Annotated in this window: 13 protein-coding genes; 2 read left to right on the plus strand and 11 right to left on the minus strand. The window is 61.7% G+C overall.

All coding sequences use genetic code 11. The annotated features are described in order from the left end of the window. Positions 1 to 64: 64 nt before the first annotated feature. Positions 65 to 7066 carry an NEL-type E3 ubiquitin ligase domain-containing protein gene (locus QYQ93_RS03770; RefSeq protein ID WP_338476361.1) on the plus strand — a complete coding sequence of 2334 codons (7002 nt, stop codon included), beginning with the start codon at positions 65 to 67 and terminating at the stop codon, positions 7064 to 7066. 48 nt (positions 7067 to 7114) lie between these two features. On the opposite strand, the gene ureC is transcribed toward QYQ93_RS03770, so the two are convergent. The 11 genes from ureC to urtA all read right to left on the minus strand — a co-directional run bounded on the left by ureC (position 7115) and on the right by urtA (position 17249). Continuing rightward, on the minus strand, positions 7115 to 8815 hold the full coding sequence (gene ureC, locus QYQ93_RS03775; protein ID WP_338476362.1) for an urease subunit alpha: 1701 nt from the start codon (positions 8813 to 8815) through the stop codon (positions 7115 to 7117). A gap of 113 nt (positions 8816 to 8928) precedes the next feature. Further along, positions 8929 to 9234, minus strand: coding sequence for an urease subunit beta (locus QYQ93_RS03780; protein ID WP_043047807.1), 306 nt, complete (start codon positions 9232 to 9234; stop codon positions 8929 to 8931). Continuing rightward, positions 9231 to 9764, minus strand: a complete 534-nt coding sequence (locus QYQ93_RS03785; protein WP_043047806.1) for a GNAT family N-acetyltransferase — start codon at positions 9762 to 9764, stop codon at positions 9231 to 9233. Before QYQ93_RS03785 ends, QYQ93_RS03780 begins: the two co-directional genes overlap by 4 nt. 5 nt (positions 9765 to 9769) lie before the next feature. Further along, a complete protein-coding gene (locus tag QYQ93_RS03790; RefSeq protein WP_043047804.1) occupies positions 9770 to 10282 on the minus strand; it encodes a GNAT family N-acetyltransferase in 513 nt (170 codons plus the stop codon). 9 nt (positions 10283 to 10291) lie between these two features. Next, positions 10292 to 10594: an urease subunit gamma gene (gene ureA, locus QYQ93_RS03795; RefSeq protein WP_003171437.1), complete on the minus strand. Its 303-nt coding sequence runs from the start codon at positions 10592 to 10594 to the stop codon at positions 10292 to 10294. A gap of 146 nt (positions 10595 to 10740) precedes the next feature. Next, a complete protein-coding gene (locus QYQ93_RS03800; protein ID WP_338476363.1) occupies positions 10741 to 11580 on the minus strand; it encodes an urease accessory protein UreD in 840 nt (279 codons plus the stop codon). A 31-nt stretch (positions 11581 to 11611) separates the two neighbouring features. Next, positions 11612 to 12310, minus strand: a complete 699-nt coding sequence (gene urtE, locus QYQ93_RS03805) for an urea ABC transporter ATP-binding subunit UrtE (protein ID WP_043047800.1) — start codon at positions 12308 to 12310, stop codon at positions 11612 to 11614. A gap of 132 nt (positions 12311 to 12442) precedes the next feature. Continuing rightward, entirely contained in the window at positions 12443 to 13276 is an 834-nt protein-coding gene (urtD, locus tag QYQ93_RS03810) for an urea ABC transporter ATP-binding protein UrtD (protein WP_161796502.1), read from the minus strand. Further along, complete coding sequence (urtC, locus tag QYQ93_RS03815; RefSeq protein WP_338476364.1) at positions 13273 to 14340, minus strand: urea ABC transporter permease subunit UrtC; 1068 nt, start codon at positions 14338 to 14340, stop codon at positions 13273 to 13275. The genes urtD and urtC overlap by 4 nt, the downstream gene beginning before the upstream one ends. Further along, entirely contained in the window at positions 14340 to 15842 is a 1503-nt protein-coding gene (gene urtB / locus QYQ93_RS03820) for an urea ABC transporter permease subunit UrtB (protein ID WP_338476365.1), read from the minus strand. The genes urtC and urtB overlap by 1 nt, the downstream gene beginning before the upstream one ends. A 141-nt stretch (positions 15843 to 15983) precedes the next feature. Continuing rightward, complete coding sequence (gene urtA, locus QYQ93_RS03825; protein WP_124399172.1) at positions 15984 to 17249, minus strand: urea ABC transporter substrate-binding protein; 1266 nt, start codon at positions 17247 to 17249, stop codon at positions 15984 to 15986. A 284-nt stretch (positions 17250 to 17533) separates the two neighbouring features. On the opposite strand from urtA, the gene QYQ93_RS03830 reads away from it, so the two are divergent. Beyond that, positions 17534 to 23353 carry a DUF4329 domain-containing protein gene (locus QYQ93_RS03830; RefSeq protein ID WP_338476366.1) on the plus strand — a complete coding sequence of 1940 codons (5820 nt, stop codon included), beginning with the start codon at positions 17534 to 17536 and terminating at the stop codon, positions 23351 to 23353. Positions 23354 to 23355: the final 2 nt, after the last annotated feature.

Genomic DNA, 23355 nt, shown 5'->3' on the forward strand with positions numbered 1-23355 from the left:
GGGCTTGCCTGGCCGGGCGATTCGATAGGTTGGTGTTTTCACAACCCGTCATGGATGGCCCGCTATGTCAGAGCAACCCGTTACTCCCACCCCCGAAGGCACGTTCAACGTTGACCTTCGGGGCGTGCACTACGACTTCCTTAAAGACCGTGTGCCCGCCTGGTTCAATCAGGCTATCGCCCTGCGCCAGCAAGAACTCGCCAACCACGAACTGGAACTGCCCAGCTGGTACCTGAGTGCCACGGCCCAGCAAAAGGCCGACCTGGCCGACAGCCATAACCGTTACCGTGAAACTTTGAACCAGGTTGACGAGCACCTGGGCCAGATCGAGGACGTATTGGCCTTTGCCGAGCAGCCGCTCAAGGACGCGATCAAGACCCGCTTCAAGTTGGAGCTGGATGTCCGGAACGTCTATTTCGCACGCAAGTACGGGTTCAAAAGTCGCGATGACTTGTACGGTGCCTTTGTTTTCGATCAACAAGGCGACCCGGCGCAGCGCTATGAATACCGCGGCGTTTCCCTGCTCGAGGCGGCCCTGGCCAACTTCGCGCCCGACGAAGAACAGGTCAGGGCCTGCGCCGATTGCCAGGTGATCACCACCTGGGGCGGCTTCGACAGCGACATCATCCCGACTCCCAGTGTGATCCAGGCGCATGCGCTGGCCATTCCTGCCCATGAGTTTGCCCAACTGTGCCGCAGCCTGGACCTGGGCAAACGGTATCAGCAACATATCCAAGACATCGTGCAACCCGCTGACGATACCCAGCGCAACGCGCTTGAACGCCAGCTTGAAGAACATCAGCGCCAGCAATTGGCGTTGAGTGCCGAGGTGGCGGTGCAAACGCCGGAGTGGGGCGTCAGTGCCGATGCCTATCGCATGCTCAAGCAGGTCATTACCGACCCCGGCAGCGCCAGGCTTGACGGTAAACCGGTGACGTTTGCGGCGCTGAAGATCTTCGGCAGTGTGTTGGTCGGGCCCGTGCTGATCGGCCCTGAACGCAAAGACAGCGATCGGGTCGAGCGCCTGGTGGTGTTCATCCCCAACGACCCCCAGCAGCCGCTCAAGGAATATGCCTCCAGCGGCGAGTTCATGGCCGACCTCCGGACCCGCTTGCACAGCCTGTCCTACCGGCGTTTTTTCAGCCGTTTCGTGCCTCAGCGCGAACAGGGCGTGTTCTTTCAACAGTTCAGTCGGCTGTACAAACCCGCCAACGGCAATGGCGCGGCCGGTGACTACCCATTGGCCGCCAAGCCGGCGCGTTTACCCCTGGATGAGCAGCTGATCGACACCCGCCTGTGGCAACCGTTGCGCGAAGCCCAGGTGCGCAAGATCCTTGCCGACGCCCGCGCCGTAGCCGTGCCCACCGGTGACGAGGATCGCCAGGCCCGCCTCGACCGGCTGGCCAGTTACTTCGATGCGGTGATCAGCGCATTCAACCTCGCGGCGTTCGTGGTGCCGGGGCTGGGGCCGATCATGCTGGCGGTGGCGGTGCTGCAGATGTGCGCCGAGGCGTTTGAAGGGGTCGAGGCTTTCGAGCAAGGCGACCTGAAGACCATGTGGGCGCACTTAGCCAGTATCGCCCTTAATGCAACCTTGCTTAAGACCGGTGCCAAGGTCGTGCCCGAAATCAAGCTGGCGAGCGTGGTGGATAAACTCAAGCCAGTCACCCTCCCCGACGGTAAAGAGCGGCTGTGGAACCCTGACTTGACGCCCTACAAGGTACAGGTCGACTTACCCGCAGACACCAAGCCGGACGCCCTGGGCCTCTATGCCCATAAAGGACAGACGCTGTTGCCCCATGAAGGTGACTACTATCAAGTGCGCCAGGAACCCAAGACCGGGCGATACCGCATCCAGCATCCCAGCCGCCCTGGTGCTTATGAACCGCTGCTGGAGCATAACCATGCCGGCGCCTGGAGCCATGAAGTCGAGGAGCCCCTGACCTGGGACCAGCCGACCTTGATCCGGCGTCTGGGCCTGGTGCAGCGCGGGCTCGACGCGACGGCCCTGGAGCAGGCGCGCATGGCCAGCGGCATCGAGGACGACACCCTGCGCCAGGCCTATGTCGAACACGGCCCGGTGCCTTTGTTGCTTGAAGACACCGTCCAGCACTTCAAGGCTCACCAGGACCTGACCACCTTTGTCGAGCAGATGCGCAGCAGCGACCCGGCGCTTCACGCCCAGGCAGACCCGACACTGCAACTGCAGTTCATGCGGCGCAGTGGCATGTTGCCGGCCAATACCGTGCTGCGCGTGGTGAGCGACAGCGGTCGCGTGTTGTGGGAAGAACAAGCCTTTACCACCGCTTCCCGGCACGTGGTGGTGGTCACTGAAAGCCAGTTGGCCCGTGGTGATTTGCTCGAGGAGGTGCTGCACAGCTTGCAAGGCCTCGACCCGAAGCTGATGACGATCCCCGGCACTGCCGAAGAGTCGTTGACGATGCGGGCCGCCAAGGTGCGCGAGTCGGTCGCCACTATCGTCGAGACGTTCAAGGGCTCGTTGGTCGAGGAACGCTACAAGGCGTTGAGCGCCAGCGATGACCCTGACGTAGGACTGGTCCAGGGCACTTACCCCAAGCTGCCGGCGTCGATTGCCGCCGAGTTACTTGCCGGCCTGAACGATGAACAATTGCAGGCGTTTCGCAACAGCGGGATTCTGCCCGAAACGCAGCGCGAGCAGGCGCGTTGGTTCGAGCAGGAAACCCGTGTTTCGCGCGCCTATGAAGGCCTGCACCTGGACACCTTGACCGGCCTCGACAGCCAGCGCCTGGCCCTGCGTACCCTCGAAACCTTGCCCGGCTGGCGGCGCGGCACACGGGTCGAGCTGCGTCGATCCTCGGCCGAGGGCACCCTGCTCGATGCCATCGGTTCCCCGGACTCGAGCATTCGCAAGACCCTGGTGCTCAAGATCAACGGCGCCTTCGATGCACCCATGCCCAGGGACTTCTACACCGCCGCTTGGGAGCAGTTGTCCAGTGTGGAGCGCCAGAACCTGGGCTTCACTGATGCCTTGCAAATGAAGGCCGCCATCGGGCAAGCGCCCCTGCCGCGACAACCGCTGCGCACGGTGTTGCTGGAGCACCCGGTGCGCAAGCCGAGTGTTGAACCGGGGCTGCGCCTGTTGGGTGGCGGGCGTGGCTTCCGGCGGCTGCTGGACCGCGTGGTGGGGCCGTCGCCGGAGGCGCTAAAGGCCCGGGTACGCACGCTGTACCCGACCTTGAGCGACGATGAAGTGACGAATTTCATCCAGTCACTGGGTGGCGACGTCAGGCGAGGGCTGGCCCGCCGGGAAGCGGAATTCAAGACCCTGGCCGCCGATCTCGACGCCTGGGTCCAGGCCACGACGCCATTGGACGCATCGGGCGTGCGGGATATCGACGCCCCGGCGCCGCGTATGGCCAATGAGATCATGGGGCACTGGCGTCGTACGCGTAGCCGCACCCTGCGGTTGATGATGCCACGCAAGTTGGAGCTGCCGACACTGAGCGCCGACTTCGGGCATGTCCAGAGCCTTGAAATCTATGGGGCCAAATGGTCAGCCAAGGGCGACGCCTTCCTCAAGCAATTCAGCGGGCTCGAGGATTTGAGCATTCGCCGCTGCGGGCTTACCGAATTACCCGCAGCCATCGGTGACATGCACAACCTTACCTCGCTGGACCTGAGCTCCAACCGCATTCGCCTCAATTCCCAAAGCGCCCGGATGCTCAGTGGCCTGGGCGATCTTGAGACGCTGCGGTTCACCGGCAACCGCTTGGGCATTACCCCGGATTTCAGTGGGATGCCGCACTTGAGGCAACTGAACCTGAGGGGCGCGCAACTGGAACAGTGGCCGACGGGCCTGCTTGCGTGCCCCGATCTGGAAGTCGTCGATTTGAGCCATAACCTGTTGCGCGAGGTGCCGGCGCAATACCTCAACCCGGCTCCAGAGCAGTTCGAAGAAACCGCCCGGGTCAACGGTGTCACCTTGCTTGAGGGCAACCCGTTCCCGGCTGATTACTGGCAGCAGTTCGAGAGCTATTGGGAACGCCTGGCGGAGGCCCGGTCGCCGGTGGTTTCAAGCGCTCGTGACGGCGCGTTTGACAGTGGCAACCCCAGGCTTGCAAAGATACGGCGTATGTACCCGAACAAGCGCACGTACGAAGCGAGGGCGTGGGTTTCGCTGATGGGCGAGCAAGCCGATGGGACGTTGGCCAGGCTCGAAGCGGAATTTACCACCCTGGAGCGACAGTTGAATGCCTGGACGTTTTCGGGGGGCGGAGAACGCCAGCGCTATGTGCGGACAGGCGAACGGCAAGCCAACGCCGACAATCTGAACGACCGTCTCCAGGCCCAGCAACGGATCCTCGCCGCCTGGCGCCGTGAGACCCCGCAAAAGCTCAGCAGTGATGGACAACCGATTGGCCTGGAGCTGGATTTGAGTGGGCTGAACCTGCCGAACTTGCCGGACCTGGATGTGGATTTCGGCCATGTAGGTTCGCTGAAACTGAGCAACACACAACTCAGTGCTTCGCCGGAAGGGTTCCTTGCGCGATTCCGGCATCTGCGCTGGCTGGATATGTCGGACAACCAGTTGCGCGAGCTGCCGTTGGCCCTCGGACAAATGCCCGGCCTGACCCGCTTGTTCTTGCAGAACAACCGGATCCGCCTGACCCGCGAGACTGCGCGGATCCTGTCGGAACGGGTCACGTTGCGCGTGCTATGGCTGCAACACAACACCCTCGGCCTTGCGCCGGACTTCACGCGCATTACCAACATGCGTTGGCTCAGTATGAACAACACCAATATTGACAGCTGGCCCGTGGGCTTGGCCGAGCAACCGAATCTGGATCAGATAGACCTGCGCAATAATCACATCACGACCCTGCCAGACTCGGTCATTGCACCGCCCGGCGAGCAGTTGGCGCGCTCGGCACAAGTCAATGACGTGACGTACGTATCCGGTAATCCGCTGACCCCGCAAACCCTGCAACAGGTCAGGGCTTACGACCAGCGCCTCGTACAGGCCGGCCTGGCGCCGACCAACACGAACCAGCTGGTGAGAACCGCGCTGAACATCCCCATCACGGCTCAGCGCGGCTTGACCGGGCCTTCTGTGGCCGAACCGCAACCGTTGCAACGCTGGACCCAGGGAATGTCCGAGGGGCAACTGGCCGCGAGGCGCGCTCAGTGGTCGCAACTGCGCAGCCAGCCGGGCGCCGAGCCATTCTTCCGGCTACTCAATAACCTGATGCCGGCCGGCCCAGTGCATGCCGATTTGCAGCGTCGCGTGTGGGAGGTGCTCGACAGCATCAGCGAAAACACCGAGCCATCGGAGAACCACCGCAAGGACCTGTTCAACCAGGCCGGCGAGCCCGGTTGCTGCGATCTTGCCGCATACTCCTTCGCCAATCTGGAGGTCAGGACCCTGATCTACAGGGCGCGGGCGCAAGCCACCGCACAGGCGCCGGGGGCGCAGTTGGCGACCCTGTCCAAGGGCTTGTTCCGCCTGGACGAGGTCGACAAATTTGCGCGTGCCGATATCCAGCGCAGCAAGGACATTATCAGCGACCCCGCTGTGCCGCCGGCCGATAAGTCCCGGCACATCGACCGCCTGCGAGAAGAGGTGGAGATCGGCCTGGCGTATCGCTTCGGCCTCAAGGATCGGCTGCAATTGCCAGGGCAGCCCGAGCGGGTGCGCTTTACCCGTCTGGGCCAAGTGACGCAGCAAATGCTGGATGACGCCTACACGCACATCATTGGCCAGGACAACTCTGCCGAGGAGTTTCACGCCCTGTTGGCCCGGGATTTCTGGCAGGACTATGTGACGCATAAATACCGCGCGCAGTTTGATCGGCTCAGCGAGCCCTACCAGCAGCAGTTGGCCGCCCTGCATGACCAGCGAGCGGCCGAGCAATTGTCCGCCGCGCTCTATGAGGCCAGGGCCGATGAGTTGCAGGCGCGGTTGGCGATCGAGGAAGGAGCACTGATCGAGAGCCTGAGCCGCCAGGAAATCGCCGAGGTACTGCTACCCCATGAACCTCTCGAAGTGCTGGTCGAACCGGGCGTGGGCCCGACCTCCGGCCTGCAGCTCAGCCAGGCGCGCGCCATCGAGCTGGATGGCAAGCGCTACTTTGTCGCGAGCATGCCCGATGCCCGGGATGGCGAGTATTACGTGTTGTGGGTGCAGGCGTCGGAGAATCCATTTGCCCTGGTCAGCAGCGGTATCGTCGCCAAGCCCGATATCGGCGGCGCATGGATACGCAGGGGCTCGGCGGGCGGCATGCGGTCCGGCAGTTCCAGCGATGAACTTGAAGATGCATCCGAGTCCATGCCGGTGGATCACTACACTGCAACCGAGCTGAGCGCCATGAAGCGCGAGGTGCATTTCACCCAGCTGCGCAATGTGCCGGGCAGTTATGACCGGGTTAACAACGGCAGGTACCCGCTGCGGGATCTGCAAGGCAAACCCATGCGTATCCGGAAACTGCAGAGAGAAGTCGTGACCGAAGCGGGCGTCAAGTACAGCTCTGAGCAGATCAAGCCTTATCTCCAGTTTGAAGGCTACGAAAAGGTGGCGGCGCGTTATGACGAGAAGCTGCAGCGGCGCGTGTTCACTGCCCAGGACATGCAGGTACCTGAAGAAAAAGTTCTGATCGGGCAGTCCATGGTGGTGGCCAACCGGCGTATTGCCAAAGGTGAAATCCTCGGCGTCTACGGCGGCACCGTGCTGCCCTCTCAAGTCGGCAGCCCCGGAGGGCAGACCTACGTGATCGTGGCGGGTGCCAGGCCGACCCCAGGAAAACTCGGCATGGAGCCCATCGAAATCTCGGGGGACAACATCCTTTCCAGGATCAATACCCACTTTGAGTATGACGCCAACGGCAAGCCCATACGCCAGGCCGCCGGCGGCTACAATGTAGAAGGGGTTGGGTTCGACGTTGAAGTGGAGGAGGGGCAGGGTGCCAAGAGCACCAGGAGCACTATGATCCTGACGGCGATATTTGCCCTTGAAGATATCCCGGCGGGTGTCGAGTTGCGCATGGATTACCAATACAGCGAAGGCATGATTGCGACGTTGTTTGCGTAGTCTCCGTTTCCTGTGGACGCGAGCTTGCCCGCGCCTGCAGGGGCGGGTTCAGAACAGGAAGTAACGCTGGGCCATCGGTAGTACATCCGCCGGCTCGCACCACAGCAACTGGCCGTCGGCCTTGACCTGGTAGGTCTGTGGATCTACCTCGATTTCGGGCAGGTAGTCGTTGTGGATCAAGTCGGTTTTCTGCACATCGCGACAGCCCTTGACCACCGCAATCTGCTTCTTCAGGCCCAGGGCCTCGGGCAACCCGGCGTCCTGGGCGGCTTGGCTGATAAAGGTCAGGCTGGTGGCGTGCAACGCGCTGCCGAAGCTGGCGAACATCGGGCGGTAATGCACCGGTTGCGGCGTGGGAATCGAGGCGTTGGCGTCGCCCATCAGGCTTGAGGCAATCGCGCCGCCCTTGAGGATCAACGTCGGCTTGATACCGAAGAACGCCGGGCGCCACAGCACCAGGTCGGCCCACTTGCCCACTTCGATGGATCCGACGATATGGCTGATGCCATGGGTGATTGCCGGGTTGATGGTGTACTTGGCGATGTAGCGCTTGGCGCGGAAATTGTCGTTGCCGGGGCCGTCGCCGGGCAGGGCGCCGCGCTGTTTTTTCATCTTGTCGGCGGTCTGCCAGGTGCGCGTGATCACTTCACCGACGCGGCCCATGGCCTGGCTGTCGGAGCTGATCATCGAGAACGCCCCGAGGTCGTGCAGGATGTCTTCGGCGGCGATGGTCTCGCGGCGGATGCGGCTTTCGGCGAAGGCTACGTCTTCGGCAATGCTCGGGTCCAGGTGATGGCAGACCATCAGCATGTCCAGATGTTCGTCGATGGTGTTGCGGGTGAACGGCCGCGTCGGGTTGGTAGAACTGGGCAGCACGTTGGGGTAACCGCAGGCCTTGATGATGTCCGGCGCGTGACCGCCGCCGGCGCCTTCGGTGTGGTAGGTGTGGATGGTGCGGCCCTTGAGGGCGGCGAGGGTGGTTTCGACAAAACCGGACTCGTTGAGGGTGTCGCTGTGGATCGCCACCTGCACATCGTATTGGTCGGCCACGCTCAGGCAGTTATCAATACTTGCCGGCGTCGTGCCCCAGTCTTCATGCAGCTTCAAACCGATGGCGCCGGCCTTTACCTGCTCGATCAGCGGCTCGGGCAAACTGGCGTTGCCCTTGCCAGTGAAACCGATGTTCATCGGGAACGAATCGCTGGCCTGCAGCATGCGCGCCAGATGCCAGGGGCCGGAGGTGCAAGTGGTGGCATTGGTACCGGTGGCCGGCCCGGTGCCGCCGCCGATCATGGTGGTGACGCCGCTGGTCAGCGCCTCTTCGATCTGTTGCGGGCAGATGAAGTGCACATGGGAGTCGATGCCGCCGGCGGTGAGGATCATGCCTTCGCCGGCAATCACCTCGGTGCTGGCGCCGATGGCCATGGTCACGCCGGGCTGGACATCCGGGTTGCCGGCCTTGCCGATTGCGTGGATGCGACCGTTCTTGAGGCCAACGTCAGCCTTGACGATGCCCCAGTGGTCGATGATCAGTGCGTTGGTGATCAGGGTGTCCACCACTTCATGGGCGAGCAACTGGCTCTGGCCCTGGCCGTCGCGGATCACCTTGCCGCCGCCGAACTTGACTTCTTCGCCGTAGACGGTGAAGTCCTGTTCCACTTCGATGAACAGCTCGGTGTCGGCCAGGCGAACCTTGTCACCGACGGTTGGGCCGTACATGTCGGCGTAGGCTTGGCGGCTGATTTTCATGTGTGGTTGCCCTGATAAAGATGTGTTGAATGTGAAAGCGCTATCGGGAGCAAGCCCCCTCCCACACTTGGAATGCATTCCCTTGTGGGAGGGGGCTTGCTCCCGATGAGGCCCTAAAGATCACCCATAATTCGCCCGGCAAACCCGAACACCCGCCTGCCACCGCTCAAATCCACCAACTCCACCTCCCGCCGTTGCCCCGGCTCAAACCGCACTGCCGTGCCCGCCGGAATATTCAGGCGCATGCCACGACTTGCTGCACGATCAAACTCCAGAGCGTCATTGGTCTCGAAAAAATGGTAGTGCGAACCCACCTGGATCGGCCGGTCACCGCTGTTGGCCACGTCGAGGGTGAGGGTGCGACGGCCGACATTGAGTTCGATGTCGCCCGGCTGGATCTGATATTCGCCAGGAATCATGCAGGTTGCCCCAGGGTCTTGAAGTAGATGGCGGTCGGGCTGTAGCGCCCGTCCGGGCTTTGGCAATAGTCGGGCAGCTCACCGACCTTGGTATAACGCAGCGACTGGTAGAACGCTTCGGCAGCGGAGCCGGCCTCGGTGTCCAGGTACAGCAGGCCGCGCTTGTGCTGGCGCGCGGCGAGTTCCAGGGTGTTCATTAATTGATGGCCCAGGCCGTGGCGGCGGGCGCTGCTGTGCACCAGCAGCTTTTGTACTTCGGCGCGGTTGAGGCCATTGGCTTTTTGGCACAGCGCCAACTGCACGCTGGCGATGACCTGCTCGTCACGCACCACCACCCACAGCAGCAGGCTTGCGTCTTCGATGCTGGATTGCACGCCGCTCAAATAGGCGCGGGCCTGGGCTTCGTCGAAGTCGTCCATAAAACCCACCGAAGCGCCATGCTGCACCGCGTCCAGCAACAGCTCGATCAAGCCCAGGCGGTAATGGGCAAAACTTTCAGCATTGACTCGACGCAGTTGTGCAGCGTTCATCGATCTCACTCCTTGGGCGGTTCGGCGCCCGGGTTCAAGGTCAGTTGCATAAAGGTCAGGTCCAGCCAGCGGCCGAACTTGATGCCCACTTGCGGCATGTGCCCTGTGGTGATGAAACCCAGGCGTTCATGCAGATGGATGGACGCCTGGTTGCCGCTTTCGATGGCCGCGACCATCACGTGCTTGCCGCCGCTGCGCGCACGCTCCACCAGCGCTTGCATCAGGCGTGGGCCAAGGCCTTTGCCGCGTTGATCGTTGCGCACGTACACCGAGTGTTCGACGCTATAGCGAAAGCCTTCGAAAGGCCGCCAGTCGCCGAAGGAGGCGTAGCCGATGACTTCGTCGTGTTCCACCGCCACCAGGATCGGATACTGCTGGGCCTGGCGCGCACTGAACCAGGCTTGGCGGTTGGCCAGGTCCACCGGTTGCTCGTTCCAGATTGCCGTGGTGTTCAGCACGGCGTCGTTGTAGATGTCGCGGATCGCCGGTAGGTCGTGTTCGGTTGCATCACGAATCATCGCAGTGCCTCACGCAATGGGCTGGTGGACGGTGACCAGCTTGGTGCCGTCGGGAAAGGTGGCTTCCACCTGGATATCCGGGATCATCTCCGGGATGCCTTCCATCACCTGTTCGCGGCTGAGCAGTGTGGTGCCGTAGTGCATCAGATCGGCCACGGTGCGGCCATCGCGGGCGCCCTCCATCAGGGCGGCGGAAATGTAGGCGATGGTTTCCGGGTAGTTGAGCTTCACCCCGCGTGCCAGGCGGCGCTCGGCGACGAGGCCTGCGGTGAAGATCAGCAGTTTGTCTTTTTCCCGTGGGGTCAGGTCCATGGTTCAAGGTCCTTCAAAGAATGCATTCTTGAATTTGACAGAGATCAAGTGTGGGAGGGGGCTTGCTCCCGATGGCGGGGTGTCAGGCATACATCTGTGACTGGCCCACCGCCATCGGGAGCAAGCCCCCTCCCACATTTTGATCTTCATGTGCTCCAGATTCTTGGTGATATTGCTTCTCTGCCGAGTATGGCCGGGCGCAGCAATCGCCATAGATCAATCAACCATCCTCGCGCCAGCAGTGCTTCACTGGCCAGGCAGCGGGCGACCAGCAAGCCCGGCAATTGGGTCAGATCGCCGCGCACAGCGTGGGGCAGCGAGCGGCAACGCTCAAGCAATTCAGGCTCGATCTCACCCGTCACCAGCAACGTGGCAAACACCGGCTGCCCATCCAGCCCGATGGGCGAATCCAGCAACCCATCGGCGCCTACAATGCGCTGGCGCTCATGCCAGAGCAACTGCCCGTCGCGGCGGATATCCAGGTGCGATTGAAAGTGGCCGAGGTCGAACCGCTCGCCACTGGCCGGGCGTCCAAGAGCGACCACATCCCAGTAGAACAACCGCGCGTCGCCTTGCAGCTCAACACGTGTTGTCAGTTCAGCCTGGGCGGCGCTGAACACGATGGTTTCCTGGGGCAGCCATTCCAGGGTCGCGCCGGCCTCGACGGTCAACTCGACTTGTTGAAACGCCGGGCCGCTGGCGCGGTACCACTTGGCGGCGCCGGGGCTGGTCAACTGCGCCCAGGCCCCCGCGCCGACATGGGCGCTGATGTCCAGGCGATCACCGCCGGCAATTCCGCCGGGCGGGTGCACGATGATGTGCTGGCACACCCCGGGGCCTTCGGCGTACAGGTGCTTTTGCACCCGCAGCGGGCCAAGGTGGCGGCGCAATACCGGGCGCGTGGTGTCGCCGAAACGCGCGTAGCCGAGTTCCAGCTCGGCGTGCCAGCTGGGGGTGAACAGGGCAGGGGATATGGGCAGGTTCATGGCCGGGTGCTTATCGTCAAGAGGCTACAGATTAGATGGTTACCAGTCCGCGCACACCTTCGCTTTCCATATTTTCACCGCGGCCTTGCTGCACGATTTCACCCCGGGACATCACCAGGTACTGGTCCGCCAACTCGGCGGCGAAGTCGTAGAACTGCTCCACCAGCAGGATTGCCATATCGCCGCGTTCCGCGAGCTTCTTGATCACCGCGCCGATCTCCTTGATCACCGACGGTTGGATGCCTTCGGTGGGCTCATCGAGGATCAGCAGGCGCGGGCGGCTGGCCAGGGCGCGACCAATCGCCAATTGCTGTTGCTGGCCGCCGGACAGATCGCCGCCACGGCGATGCTTCATTTGCAGCAACACCGGGAACAGCTCGTAGATGAAGGCGGGCACTGCCTTGGCTTCGGCGCCGGGAAAGCGCGACAGGCCCATCAGCAGGTTTTCTTCCACCGTCAGCCGGGCAAAAATCTCCCGTCCCTGGGGCACATAAGCGATGCCAGCATGCACACGCTGGTGCGGCTTGAAGCCGGTGATGGCCTTGCCTTCCCAATTCACCGCGCCTTCCTTGGCCGGCAGCAAACCCATCAGGCACTTGAGCAGGGTGGTCTTGCCCACGCCGTTACGCCCGAGCAGGCAGGTGACTTCGCCGATCTTCACCTCGAAGGACAGCCCGCGCAGGATGTGGCTACCGCCGTAGTACTGGTGCAGCTTGTCGACTTGCAGCATTCTCAAAACCTCCTCAATCCCCTGTAGGAGCGAGCTTGCTCGCGAAAAACCTGAGGGCGCCGCGTACATTCAGGATGCCCGCGTTATCGTTAACGATCTCGCGAGCAAGCTCGCTCCTACAGGAAAACCACCTTAGCGACCGAGGTAGACCTCGATCACTCGCTCATTTTCCTGCACCTGTTCCAGCGACCCTTCGGCCAATACGCTGCCCTGGTGCAACACGGTGACGTGGTCGGCAATCGAACCGACAAAGCCCATGTCATGCTCCACTACCATCAACGAATGCTTGCCCGCCAGGCGCTTGAACAACTCGGCGGTGAACTCGGTTTCGGCGTCGGTCATGCCCGCCACCGGTTCGTCCAGCAGCAATAGTTGCGGGTCTTGCATCAGCAGCATGCCGATTTCCAGGAACTGCTTCTGGCCGTGGGACAGCAAGCCGGCGGGCCGCTGCACCGAGGTGGTGAGGCGGATGGTCTCGAGCACTTCATCGATACGGTCTTTCTGCTCGCCATTGAGGCGTGCGCGCAGGCTGGCCCAGACCGACTTGTCGGCCTTCTGCGCCAGCTCGAGGTTTTCGAACACACTGAGGGCTTCGAACACCGTGGGTTTCTGGAACTTGCGGCCGATACCGGCCTGGGCGATCTGCACTTCGCTCATGCTGGTCAGGTCCAGGGTTTCGCCGAACCAGGCCTTGCCGTGGCTGGGCCGGGTCTTGCCGGTGATCACGTCCATCAGCGTGGTCTTGCCCGCGCCGTTGGGGCCGATGATGCAGCGCAATTCACCGACGCCGATGTAGAGATTCAGGTCATTGAGGGCCTTGAAACCGTCGAAGCTGACGCTGATATCTTCCAGGGTCAGGATGGTGCCATGGCGGGTATTGAGCCCTTTGCCTGCGGCCTGGCCGATACCGATCGCATCGCGGCCGCTGCCCGCATCGAAAATAGGTTCAAGCATGACGTTCCTCATTTTTTCAGCAGGCCGATAACGCCCTTGGGCAGGTACAGGGTGACGATGATGAACAGCGCGCCGAGGAAGAACAGCCAGTATTCCGGGAAAGCCACGGTGAACCAGCTCTTCATGCCATTGACCACGCCGGCGCCGAGCAATGGCCCGATCAGCGTGCCGCGCCCGCCCAGGGCCACCCACACGGCGGCCTCAATGGAGTTGGTCGGCGACATTTCGCTGGGGTTGATGATGCCCACCTGCGGCACATACAGCGCCCCGGCAAGCCCGCACAACACCGCACTCAATACCCATACGAACAGCTTGAAGCCACGTGGGTCGTAACCACAGAACATCAGGCGGTTCTCGGCATCGCGCAGTGCAGTCAGCACCCGGCCGAACTTGCTCTGCGCCAGGCGCCAGCCGATGTACAGGCTGGCCACCAGCAACAGCACTGTCGCCACGAACAACACCGCCCGCGTGCCCGGTTCGGTGATGCCAAAGCCGAGGATGCTGCGGAAATTGGTGAAGCCGTTATTGCCGCCAAACCCGGTCTCGTTGCGAAAGAACAACAGCATCCCGGCAAAGGTCAGGGCCTGGGTCATGATCGAGAAATACACGCCCTTGATCCTTGAGCGGAAGGCGAAGAAGCCGAACACCAGCGCCAGTAAGCCCGGGGCCAGCACCACCAGGCACAGCGCCCAGAGGAAATGGTCTGTGCCGGCCCAGTACCAGGGCAACTCGTTCCAGGATAAGAAGGTCATGAACGCCGGCAATTGATCCCCTGACGCCTGGCGCATCAGGTACATGCCCATGGCATAGCCGCCCAGGGCGAAGAACAGACCGTGGCCCAGGGACAGCATCCCGGCGTAGCCCCACACCAGGTCCAGTGCCAGGGCGACGATGGCATAGCAGAGGATCTTGCCCACCAGCGTCAGGGTGTAGGCGGAAACATGAAAGGTGCTCTGCGCCGGCAGCAGCGACAGCAGCGGCAACGCCAGCAGCACGGCGAGAATCACCACGCCGACGGCAATCGTCACCTTGGGGCCGGCCTTTTGCGTGGCTGTAAGCATCAATGGCTGGTTCATCAGTCGATCACCCGTCCTTTCAGTGCGAAGAGTCCTTGCGGGCGTTTCTGGATAAACAGAATGATCAGCGCGAGGATCAGGATCTTGCCAAGTACGGCGCCGATCTGCGGTTCGAGAATTTTGTTGGCGATACCCAGGCCGAACGCCGCCATGACGCTGCCGGCCAACTGGCCGACACCGCCGAGCACCACCACCAGGAACGAATCGATGATGTAGCTTTGGCCCAGGTCCGGGCCGACGTTGCCGATCTGGCTCAGCGCCACGCCGCCAAGGCCTGCGATGCCGGACCCGAGGCCAAAGGCGAGCATGTCCACGCGCCCGGTGGGCACGCCGCAGCAGGCGGCCATGTTGCGGTTCTGGGTGACGGCGCGCACGTTCAGGCCCAGGCGTGTCTTGTTCAGCAGCAGCCAGGTGAGCACCACCACGAACAGCGCGAAGGCAATGATCACGATGCGGTTGTAAGGCAGCACCAGGTTGGGCAGTACCTGGATGCCCCCAGACAACCAGGCGGGGTTGGACACTTCGACGTTCTGTGCGCCGAACACCAGGCGCACCAGTTGGATCAGCATCAGGCTGATGCCCCAGGTGGCGAGCAACGTTTCCAATGGCCGGCCATACAGGTGGCGGATCACTGTGCGCTCCAGGGCCATGCCGATGGCCGCGGTGACGAAGAACGCCACCGGCAGCGCGATCAACGGGTAGAACTCGATAGCAGCAGGCACATAGCGCTGCATCATCAACTGCACCACATAGGTCGAATAGGCGCCGAGCATCAGCATCTCGCCATGGGCCATATTGATCACGCCGAGCAGACCGAAGGTGATCGCCAAGCCCAGCGCCGCCAGCAACAGGATCGACCCCAGGGACATGCCGCTGAACGCCTGGCCGAGGATCTCGCCCATCATCAGTTTGCGCTTGACCTGGGCCAGGCTGGTTTCGGCCGCGGTGTGCACGGCGGCATCGGTTTCCACGCCCGGCGCGAGCAGCGCTTCGAGACGCGTGCGCGCCAGCGGGTCACCGGTGCTGCCGAGCAAGCGCACGGCAGCCAGGCGCACCACCGGATCGCTGTCCACCAGTTGCAGGTTGGCCAGGGCCAGGCTGAGGGCGGTGTGCACGTCCTCATCGGTCTCGGCGGCGACCTGCTGGTCGAGGAATTTCAACTGCGCAGGTACCGCGCTTTTTTGCAGGATGCGCGCGGCTGCCAGGCGCACCTTGGGGTCGGCGGCGAGTAACTGCTGGCTGGCCTGGACGTTATTGATCAAGCCGCGCAGGCGATTGTTCAGGCGTATGGTTTTGGTTTCGCCGTTGAGCGTGAGCTGGCCTTGTTGCAGGGCGTCCACCAGCTCGATGCGCGCCGGGTCGGGCTGGGCGGCCCAGTCCTGGAGGAGCTTGGCTTGTTGCGTCGGGTTGGCGGCGAGGAAGTCTTCGGCGTCGCTGGCGTGTGCGCCAAACGGCAACAACAATAGCAGTGCCAACAGGCAATGTTGGAGGGCAGTAGGCATAACACAATGTCCTAGTCATGCGCGGTCAACACTGTGGGAGGGGGCTTGCTCCCGATGGCGGTGTGCCAGGCAATGCATGTATCACTGACCCGCCGCAATCGGGAGCAAGCCCCCTCCCACATTTTTGACCTGTGGTGGGCTTTAGTTGCTCTTCACTGCATAGTCCGGCTTCTTGTCATTGCCCGGAATGTAGGGGCTCCACGGCTGCGCCCGAATCGGCTCCTGGGTCTGCCACACCACCGAGAACTGCCCATCGGCCTGGATCTCACCGATCATCACCGGCTTGTGCAGGTGGTGGTTGGTCTTGTCCATGGTCAGGGTGAAGCCCGACGGTGCAGCAAAGGTCTGGCCGCCCAGGGCTTCACGCACTTTGTCGACGTCGGTGGACTTGGCTTTCTCCGCCGCCTGGGCCCACATATGGATGCCCACGTAGGTGGCCTCCATCGGATCGTTGGTCACGGCTTTGTCCGCACCCGGCAGGTTGTGTTTCTTGGCGTAGGCTTTCCAGTCGGCGACGAATTTCTGGTTCACTGGGTTTTCCACCGACTGGAAGTAGTTCCACGCTGCGAGGTTGCCCACCAGCGGCTTGGTATCGATGCCGCGCAGTTCTTCTTCACCCACCGAGAACGCTACCACCGGTACGTCGGTGGCTTTCAAGCCCTGGTTGGCCAGCTCCTTGTAGAACGGCACGTTGGAGTCGCCATTGACAGTGGAGACCACCGCGGTCTTGCCGCCAGCGGAGAACTTCTTGATGTTGGCAACGATGGTCTGGTAATCGGCGTGGCCGAACGGGGTGTAGACCTCTTCGATGTCCTTGTCGGCCACGCCTTTGGCATGCAGGAACGCGCGCAGGATCTTGTTGGTGGTGCGCGGGTACACGTAGTCGGTGCCGAGCAGGAAGAAGCGCTTGGCGCCGCCGCCTTCTTCGCTCATCAGGTACTCAACCGCCGGGATCGCCTGCTGGTTCGGCGCCGCGCCGGTGTAGAACACGTTCGGCGACATCTCTTCGCCTTCGTACTGCACCGGGTAGAACAGCAAACCGTTAAGTTCTTCAAACACCGGCAATACCGATTTACGCGACACCGAAGTCCAGCAGCCGAACACCACGGCCACCTTGTCCTGGGTCAGCAGTTGCCGGCCTTTCTCGGCGAACAGCGGCCAGTTGGAGGCAGGGTCCACTACCACCGGTTCGAGCATCTTGCCGTTCACACCGCCTTTGGCGTTGATCTCGTCGATGGTCATCAGCGCCATGTCTTTAAGCGAAGTCTCGGAGATCGCCATGGTCCCGGACAGCGAGTGCAGGATCCCGACCTTGATGGTCTCGGCAGCCTGCACGGTCCAGGTCAAACCCATCGCGACAATGGATGCCGACAAAGTAAAAGCCTTGATCAAGCTACGACGCTGCATGGTGCGATCTCCGTAAACCGATATTTTTATGGGGGCAGATACACCGGACTTTGCAAAGGCTGTGCCTGCGGCGCAAACCACCGTCGCCCTTGAGTGATTGCTGCGGGTGTTGGCAAGGGCGTGCACTAGCTTGGCGCCGCAATGGCGGCAAAGTGCATGCGAGGCGCTAAAACGGGGCATGAAGATAGATATGCGCCGCAAGCACCGTGCAGGGATGTTCCAGCATGAGGGTTCAGGTAAGGCGCACGCGATGCGCCTTCGCTCCTTCTTGCGCGAGAGCTTTTATGGAAAAGATCCCCAGTACTGCAGCCCACCCGTCAAACCAGGCCGTTCATTTGCCGCTTTTGAGCCCGCCTTTTATCAGTGCCGATGACGCCGCGTATTGGGCGCATGAGCAAATAGGCGATCAGCGCGACAGAGAGTACGGCGGTGTGATTCTCAAGCGCGAGAACCGTTATGCCGCGACAACACCACAGCCGGGTAAGACCTCGTCATTTACCCTGAACGAAGTCTTCGCTACGGCGGATGACGGCACGCTTATCTTGCCGTCGGGTTATACGTGCGCGGCGATCTATCATTCCCATCCGCTTGATTACGCCGCATATGAGGGCACGCACTTTACCGCCGATGAGCGCACCCTCCTGCTCGGGTTTTTTTCGCCTCCCGACATGCAAGTCATGATTCGTTTTCGTCATATTGCCGGCACCCATTACTTGTCCGGGCCCGAAGGCTCGCTGCTCAAGTACGTGGCCAGCGGTTCGCCCAAGGAACTGGCGTTTTTAAAGCGCTTGGACGATGGCGACCCCGGGGATATGGATCTGCACGAAGACGTCATCCCGCAGTTGGCCGAAGCGGGCGAGTTTTCGGTGCTGGTAGCCAACGCCGTCTGGGGCGGCGTACGCGGGCGTGTCGACAAAGACTGGCGCATGGGGGAGCGATTGGCCGGAGGGCAGGCACTGCAGCCATTGTTTACGTCGGTATTCCCAGGTCGGGATCTGGAAAAGCTACTGCCGATGAATATCACGGCGTCGGCCCGGCCCGTCTTCGGGTATGTACTCAAGGCAATCGGCAAGGACGAGTACATCGCTCCCGTTTCTGCCTGGGAGCAGCAACGCCTCGTACCCCCCGAGGGGCTGTTTATGAAACGCGCCGAGGGCCGCGCACGCCTGCCGTCCAACTTTCGGATTGATAGGGTTTATTGCCGGGTGCAGCCGAAAGAAGTGTGGCAGCACAAGTATTTTTTCACCCCCTCACTGTTGGCTGCCGCGCTTGCCCAGTGGCGTGCCGACCCTGCGTTGTACGACCCTCATCGGCGTCTGACGCTGATGTTGCGAAGTGCCGATGGTGCGCTATTGTCCTACACCTTTTCCGGCTCGGAGGCAGAAGCCCAGTTCCTTTCCGATGATGGAAGCGTGGTGGAAAAACAAATGAAAGAGGCCACGCTTACCCCTGCCCAGTTTGTCGAGAAAATGGCCAGGTTGGGGGAGTTGAATGTGGTGCAGGTCGGGACAGCATGGCAACGGGCAGGACGATTCGCTGCTGATCCCCCAGCGCTTGAAAAACCGTCACCACGCTTGAGCCCAGCCTTTATCAGTGCCGACGACGCCGCGTGCTGGGCACATGCCGCCATCGGCGAGCGCCGTGATGTCGAGTATGGCGGTGTCATTCTCAAGCGCGCAGGCCGCTACTACGCTACCCATCCTGTACCGGACCAACGCAACAGCTTTGATCATGGGCTGGTGTTGGCCAAGGACAGCCAAGGCCACTTCATCGCCCCTGGCGATTATGTCGCCGAGGCCTTCTACCATTCCCATCCTGCCGATGCCGCGCAAATCCAGGGCATGTTTCCCAGCTTTACGGCCGACCAGGTGCTGCTGTTCAACAACTACTATTCGGTGGCCGACCAACTCTTCAGCTTCAGGCAGCGGGCGTTCGCCAAGACCCACTATTTTTCCGGGCCCGATAACGTGTTGCTCAAATACGTCAGCAGCGGTTCGACGACGGAAAAAAAACTGGAGCAGCAGTTGCGTGACGGGACGCTTGAGCCCAGCAGTGATTTCGAACATCTGATCTGGAAACTGGCCGAGGCCGGCGAGCTCTGGGTGATCATCGCGCATCCGGTGTGGGGCGGCGTGCGCGGCCGTATCACCCACGGCTGGCGGATCAGGACGCCGGCGACAGTCGTGCAACAACTGCCATTTTTCACGGCGGTGTTTCCAACCCCGGAAACGGCCGTGTTGCGTGCACTATTGTTGGCCGGTGCGTCCGACCAGGGCGCCAAGGTCGGGTTTGTACTCAAGCACAGCCGTGAGGACGCCTACGTTGCAACCTTGGCGACGCCCAAGCGTCAACCGCTGTTCTCGCTCAACGAGGTGTTTCCCAAACGCCCCAACGGTAAGCTTCGGTTGCCTTCCCGCTACCGGCTGGAGGCCATCTACTTCACCAGTTTTTACCAGACCCACGAAGTCGCGGCGCGGGAAAAATGGCTGGCCAGTACCTTCTTTACACCGGCACAAATAGTGGCGGCGACTCGGCAGGCGCGAGGCACTCTGGAAATCCAAAACCCGGGGCGTGGTTTGTCCCTGTATATGCAAGCCTCGGACGGTGCCCTGCTGGCGTTCAAGGTGCCCGAGGCCACGTCCACCAGTGAGCTGGTGCGGCAGGGCAGCGAGGGCGAGCTGAACGACAACGGTGCACAGGCCGCCCTGCTCAGCGGCACCTTGAGCCCGCGAGACTATGTGCGCAGGGTCATTGCGGCAACCGAGCTGGCGGTGGTGCAGGCCGGTGGCTTGTGGCGCAAGGTGGGCAGTGTGGATAACCGCTCCGACCTGTTGACGTCGTTCTACAAGGCAACCTTGAGCCGTTCGTTTCTCTCTGCACGGGATGCGGCGGTGTATGCCCATGAGCAAATCGGCAACTGGCGCGACCGCTACTACGGTGGTTATGTGCTCAAGGGCGAAGATGGTCGTTTTGTCATTACCGAGCCCATTGCCAGCGCCGCCAACCCCTTTGCCTTTACGTTGTTTTTCCCTCTGGGCCACGCCGGACCTTTGATCCCGCCGGAACCCTATGTGCTGCATGGGCGCTATGGTTCGCACCTGGCCCTGTCGATGGCCGATCCGGTGGCGGTGGCACAGCGCGGCTGGACCCGCGACGAGGCGCAGATCAACCAGCAGGTGTTCAGCACCGCCGAAATCTACTCGATCATCCCGGCTGGCCGGCCGGCGTATCTGTCGGGGGCGCAGGACTGCCTGTTGGAGTTCACCCCGAACAACTCATCCCAGGAAAGCCTGCTGTTGGCCAACCTCGGCCCCCAGGCCGGTGACAATAGCCTCGGCAAACGCCTCGACAGCGGGCGGATCAGACCTGCCGATTGGGTCTGGCGCCTGGCTGAGGCAGCAGACTTGAGGGTTATAGAAGGCAATGCGCTGTGGGGCCCGCGTTCGGTGGTCTACAACGACTGGACGCCCAACTACACCTACGCCCCGCGATCCGGCCCACCTGACTATGTCACCTACGGCGCCGTGTTTCCCAGCGCCGATGAAGCTGCCAACAACTTGCATGGGCGAGTGCACGGGCGCAATTACGCTGATTCGGCCTGCTTCGCCTTCATTCTCAAACACAAGGAGCAGGAGCAGTACATTGCGAGTCAGATTGTGGGCGTCACTGCTCAGGACACGCTGTTCAATCTCAACCGTTTGTTTGAGCGCAAGGATGGCGGCGGCTATCGGCTGCCCGATGGGTTTGAAGTGCATGGACTGTTTCGCTCGCAGCAATGGTCGCCTGCGGGGTTGAATACTTCGAACGCTTGGCTGACGTTGTTTTTTGTCACGCCGGATGTGCTGTATACCGCGATCTTTGCGGCTGATCGAGCAGGCGTGAAAAAGCCGACGTTGTATTTTTCGACCCTCGATGGTGCGCTGTTGCGGTATGTGCCCGCACCCCTTGATGTGAGCAGTGGCGGCCCGGCAGATACGTTATTGACCCAGGCGCAGGAACAGTTGAACTCCGGTCAGAAGCCACCCTTGGACTTCCTCAGGGAGTGGGTGCTCAAAGGCATGCTCACTGTCGTACGTACCAGCCAGTATTGGGATAAAAAAGGCGTGGTCGCCGCTACATGGGGCGGTTACGAAACCCTGATGCCGCGTCGGTTGAGCCCTTCCTTTGCGAGTGCCGATGATGCGGCCCGCCACGCAGCGGCGCGGCTGAACAACGGCTATCGTCGGGCCTATGGCGGCGTAGTGCTCAGACTGGTCAACGGGCTGTTCGTGGCGACGGAGCCCCTGGCGCTGCCGCCCCAAGGGTTTGCGCTGAATTGGATCTACCCTGAGCAGACGGTTGCGGCGGGGCTGTATCCGGGAGGTAGTACGATTGTGGCGCGGTATCGGTCCCTGGTGGACCAGGAGGTACCGATGCTGCTGTCCGCGACTGAAAAAGCCATCTACCAAACCATGATACCGAGCGCGGTACTGGGATCATTCTTGCACCGTGAGCGCTACCTCAATCGGGAGTACGTGTTCGGTGCAAGGGGCTCGATCCTCAGTTACCAGTTGTCCAGCGCCGCCGAGGAGTCGTTGCTCATGCAGCGTGTGGCGCCGCTGAACCCGGTGAGGGCGGACTACGGCGATAACCTCATCGAGCAGCAAATACACAGCGGGGCACTTTCGCCTGCGGACTTCGTGACGCAGGTGGCGAAGGCCGGTGAATTACGTGTGGTGGAGGGCGACCGGGTATGGGGACCGCCGAGGACGGTGAAGGTGAGTTTTCTGGCCAATCAACCTCAAACCGACGCCAGAGCGATTCGCGCCGTATTCCTTGACCCGCCCTGCGGGCCCCTGTTCACCCAGGCGTATGATGCCGTCCGTCACGCCCAGCGCTTGTACAAGCCGCAAGCCGAAGTGGCATTCGGTTACGTACTCAAATCGGTGAACAAACCGTTGTACATGACAACCCTGGCGTTGGTTCGAGAAGATCTCGCCGATCTCACCCAAGTATTTGTCGGCGGTCAGTTGCCTCAGGGTTATGTGCTTGATGGCCTGTACCTGTGTGCCTCCACCGTTGCCATTGCGTCTGCCGATGATGAAATGGCGCACAGTTTCTTTGCGCCCCCTGCCATCGTCAAGGCGCTGAGCTTCCTCACCTACGCGCGCAACGGGGAAAGCCTGCCGCTGTACCTGGTGTGCGCTGACGGTGCGTTGCTCAAGTACGTACTTCCCCGAAGCACGCCACTGCACAGGGTAACGGGCGAGGCCCATCTGGACCGTACTCGATTGCTTGAAGGCACCCTCAAGGTGCGCGACTACGTGCGTCGCCTGGCGAGTGCCGGTGAGCTGCACGTACGGGTGAACAGTGAAATATGGGGCAGGAAAGAGCGGGTCACTGCCAATTGGGTGCCAAAAAAAACGCCCCATGCATTGGTGGATGATCCGTTTTTTCACTCGTTCTGCGGCCCGTTGTTTTTTTACCCCGATGATGCTGCCCATTATGCCCAGGGGCTGGTGGCCCCGTTCCAGTCCAGGCAATACCTGGGTGCGGTCCTGGAGCCAGAGCCAGGGCAGGGGTACGTGGCGATCGAACCGGTGGAGGATCAGGGGCTGATAAACGGCATGTCCACGCTGGCAAGGTTTTTCTGGATTGGCCACGCCGGATTTGACGTACCGGCGGGCCATGTACTGGGCACCCATAAAATTGTCGCGGTCCACCGGTTTTACAAGGCGATTGCGTCGACGTCCAGCCATGAGCAGATAGACAAAGACCTGCTGGAGAATTTCGTCTCCAAGGATGACTTGCGCGATAGCCTGGTGGTGATCAAGAACAATGCCCCCCGGGCTGAGAGTTGTTACCTGTCTTGCCGCGGCGGGGCCCTGCTCAAATACGTGCCCGCGCTTTCACTCACTGAAAGCCGCCTGCTCAGCTCAGGGCCTGCGCCGGCCCCTCACGTGCTGGTGAACCAGCTCAGGGTACTGGGCAAACTGTCGGTGTTGATGACCGATGCGTTCTGGACACGTATCGGCCCGCTGGACCGGGAGTGGAGCAGCAACGGGGTGCGGGCAGAACCGCCAACCGATGAGTTCTGGTATGCCCGCACAAAAGATGAGCTATGAAC

Origin of the sequence: Pseudomonas khavaziana (assembly GCF_036704165.1) — a bacterium.
Lineage (GTDB): Bacteria > Pseudomonadota > Gammaproteobacteria > Pseudomonadales > Pseudomonadaceae > Aquipseudomonas > Aquipseudomonas khavaziana.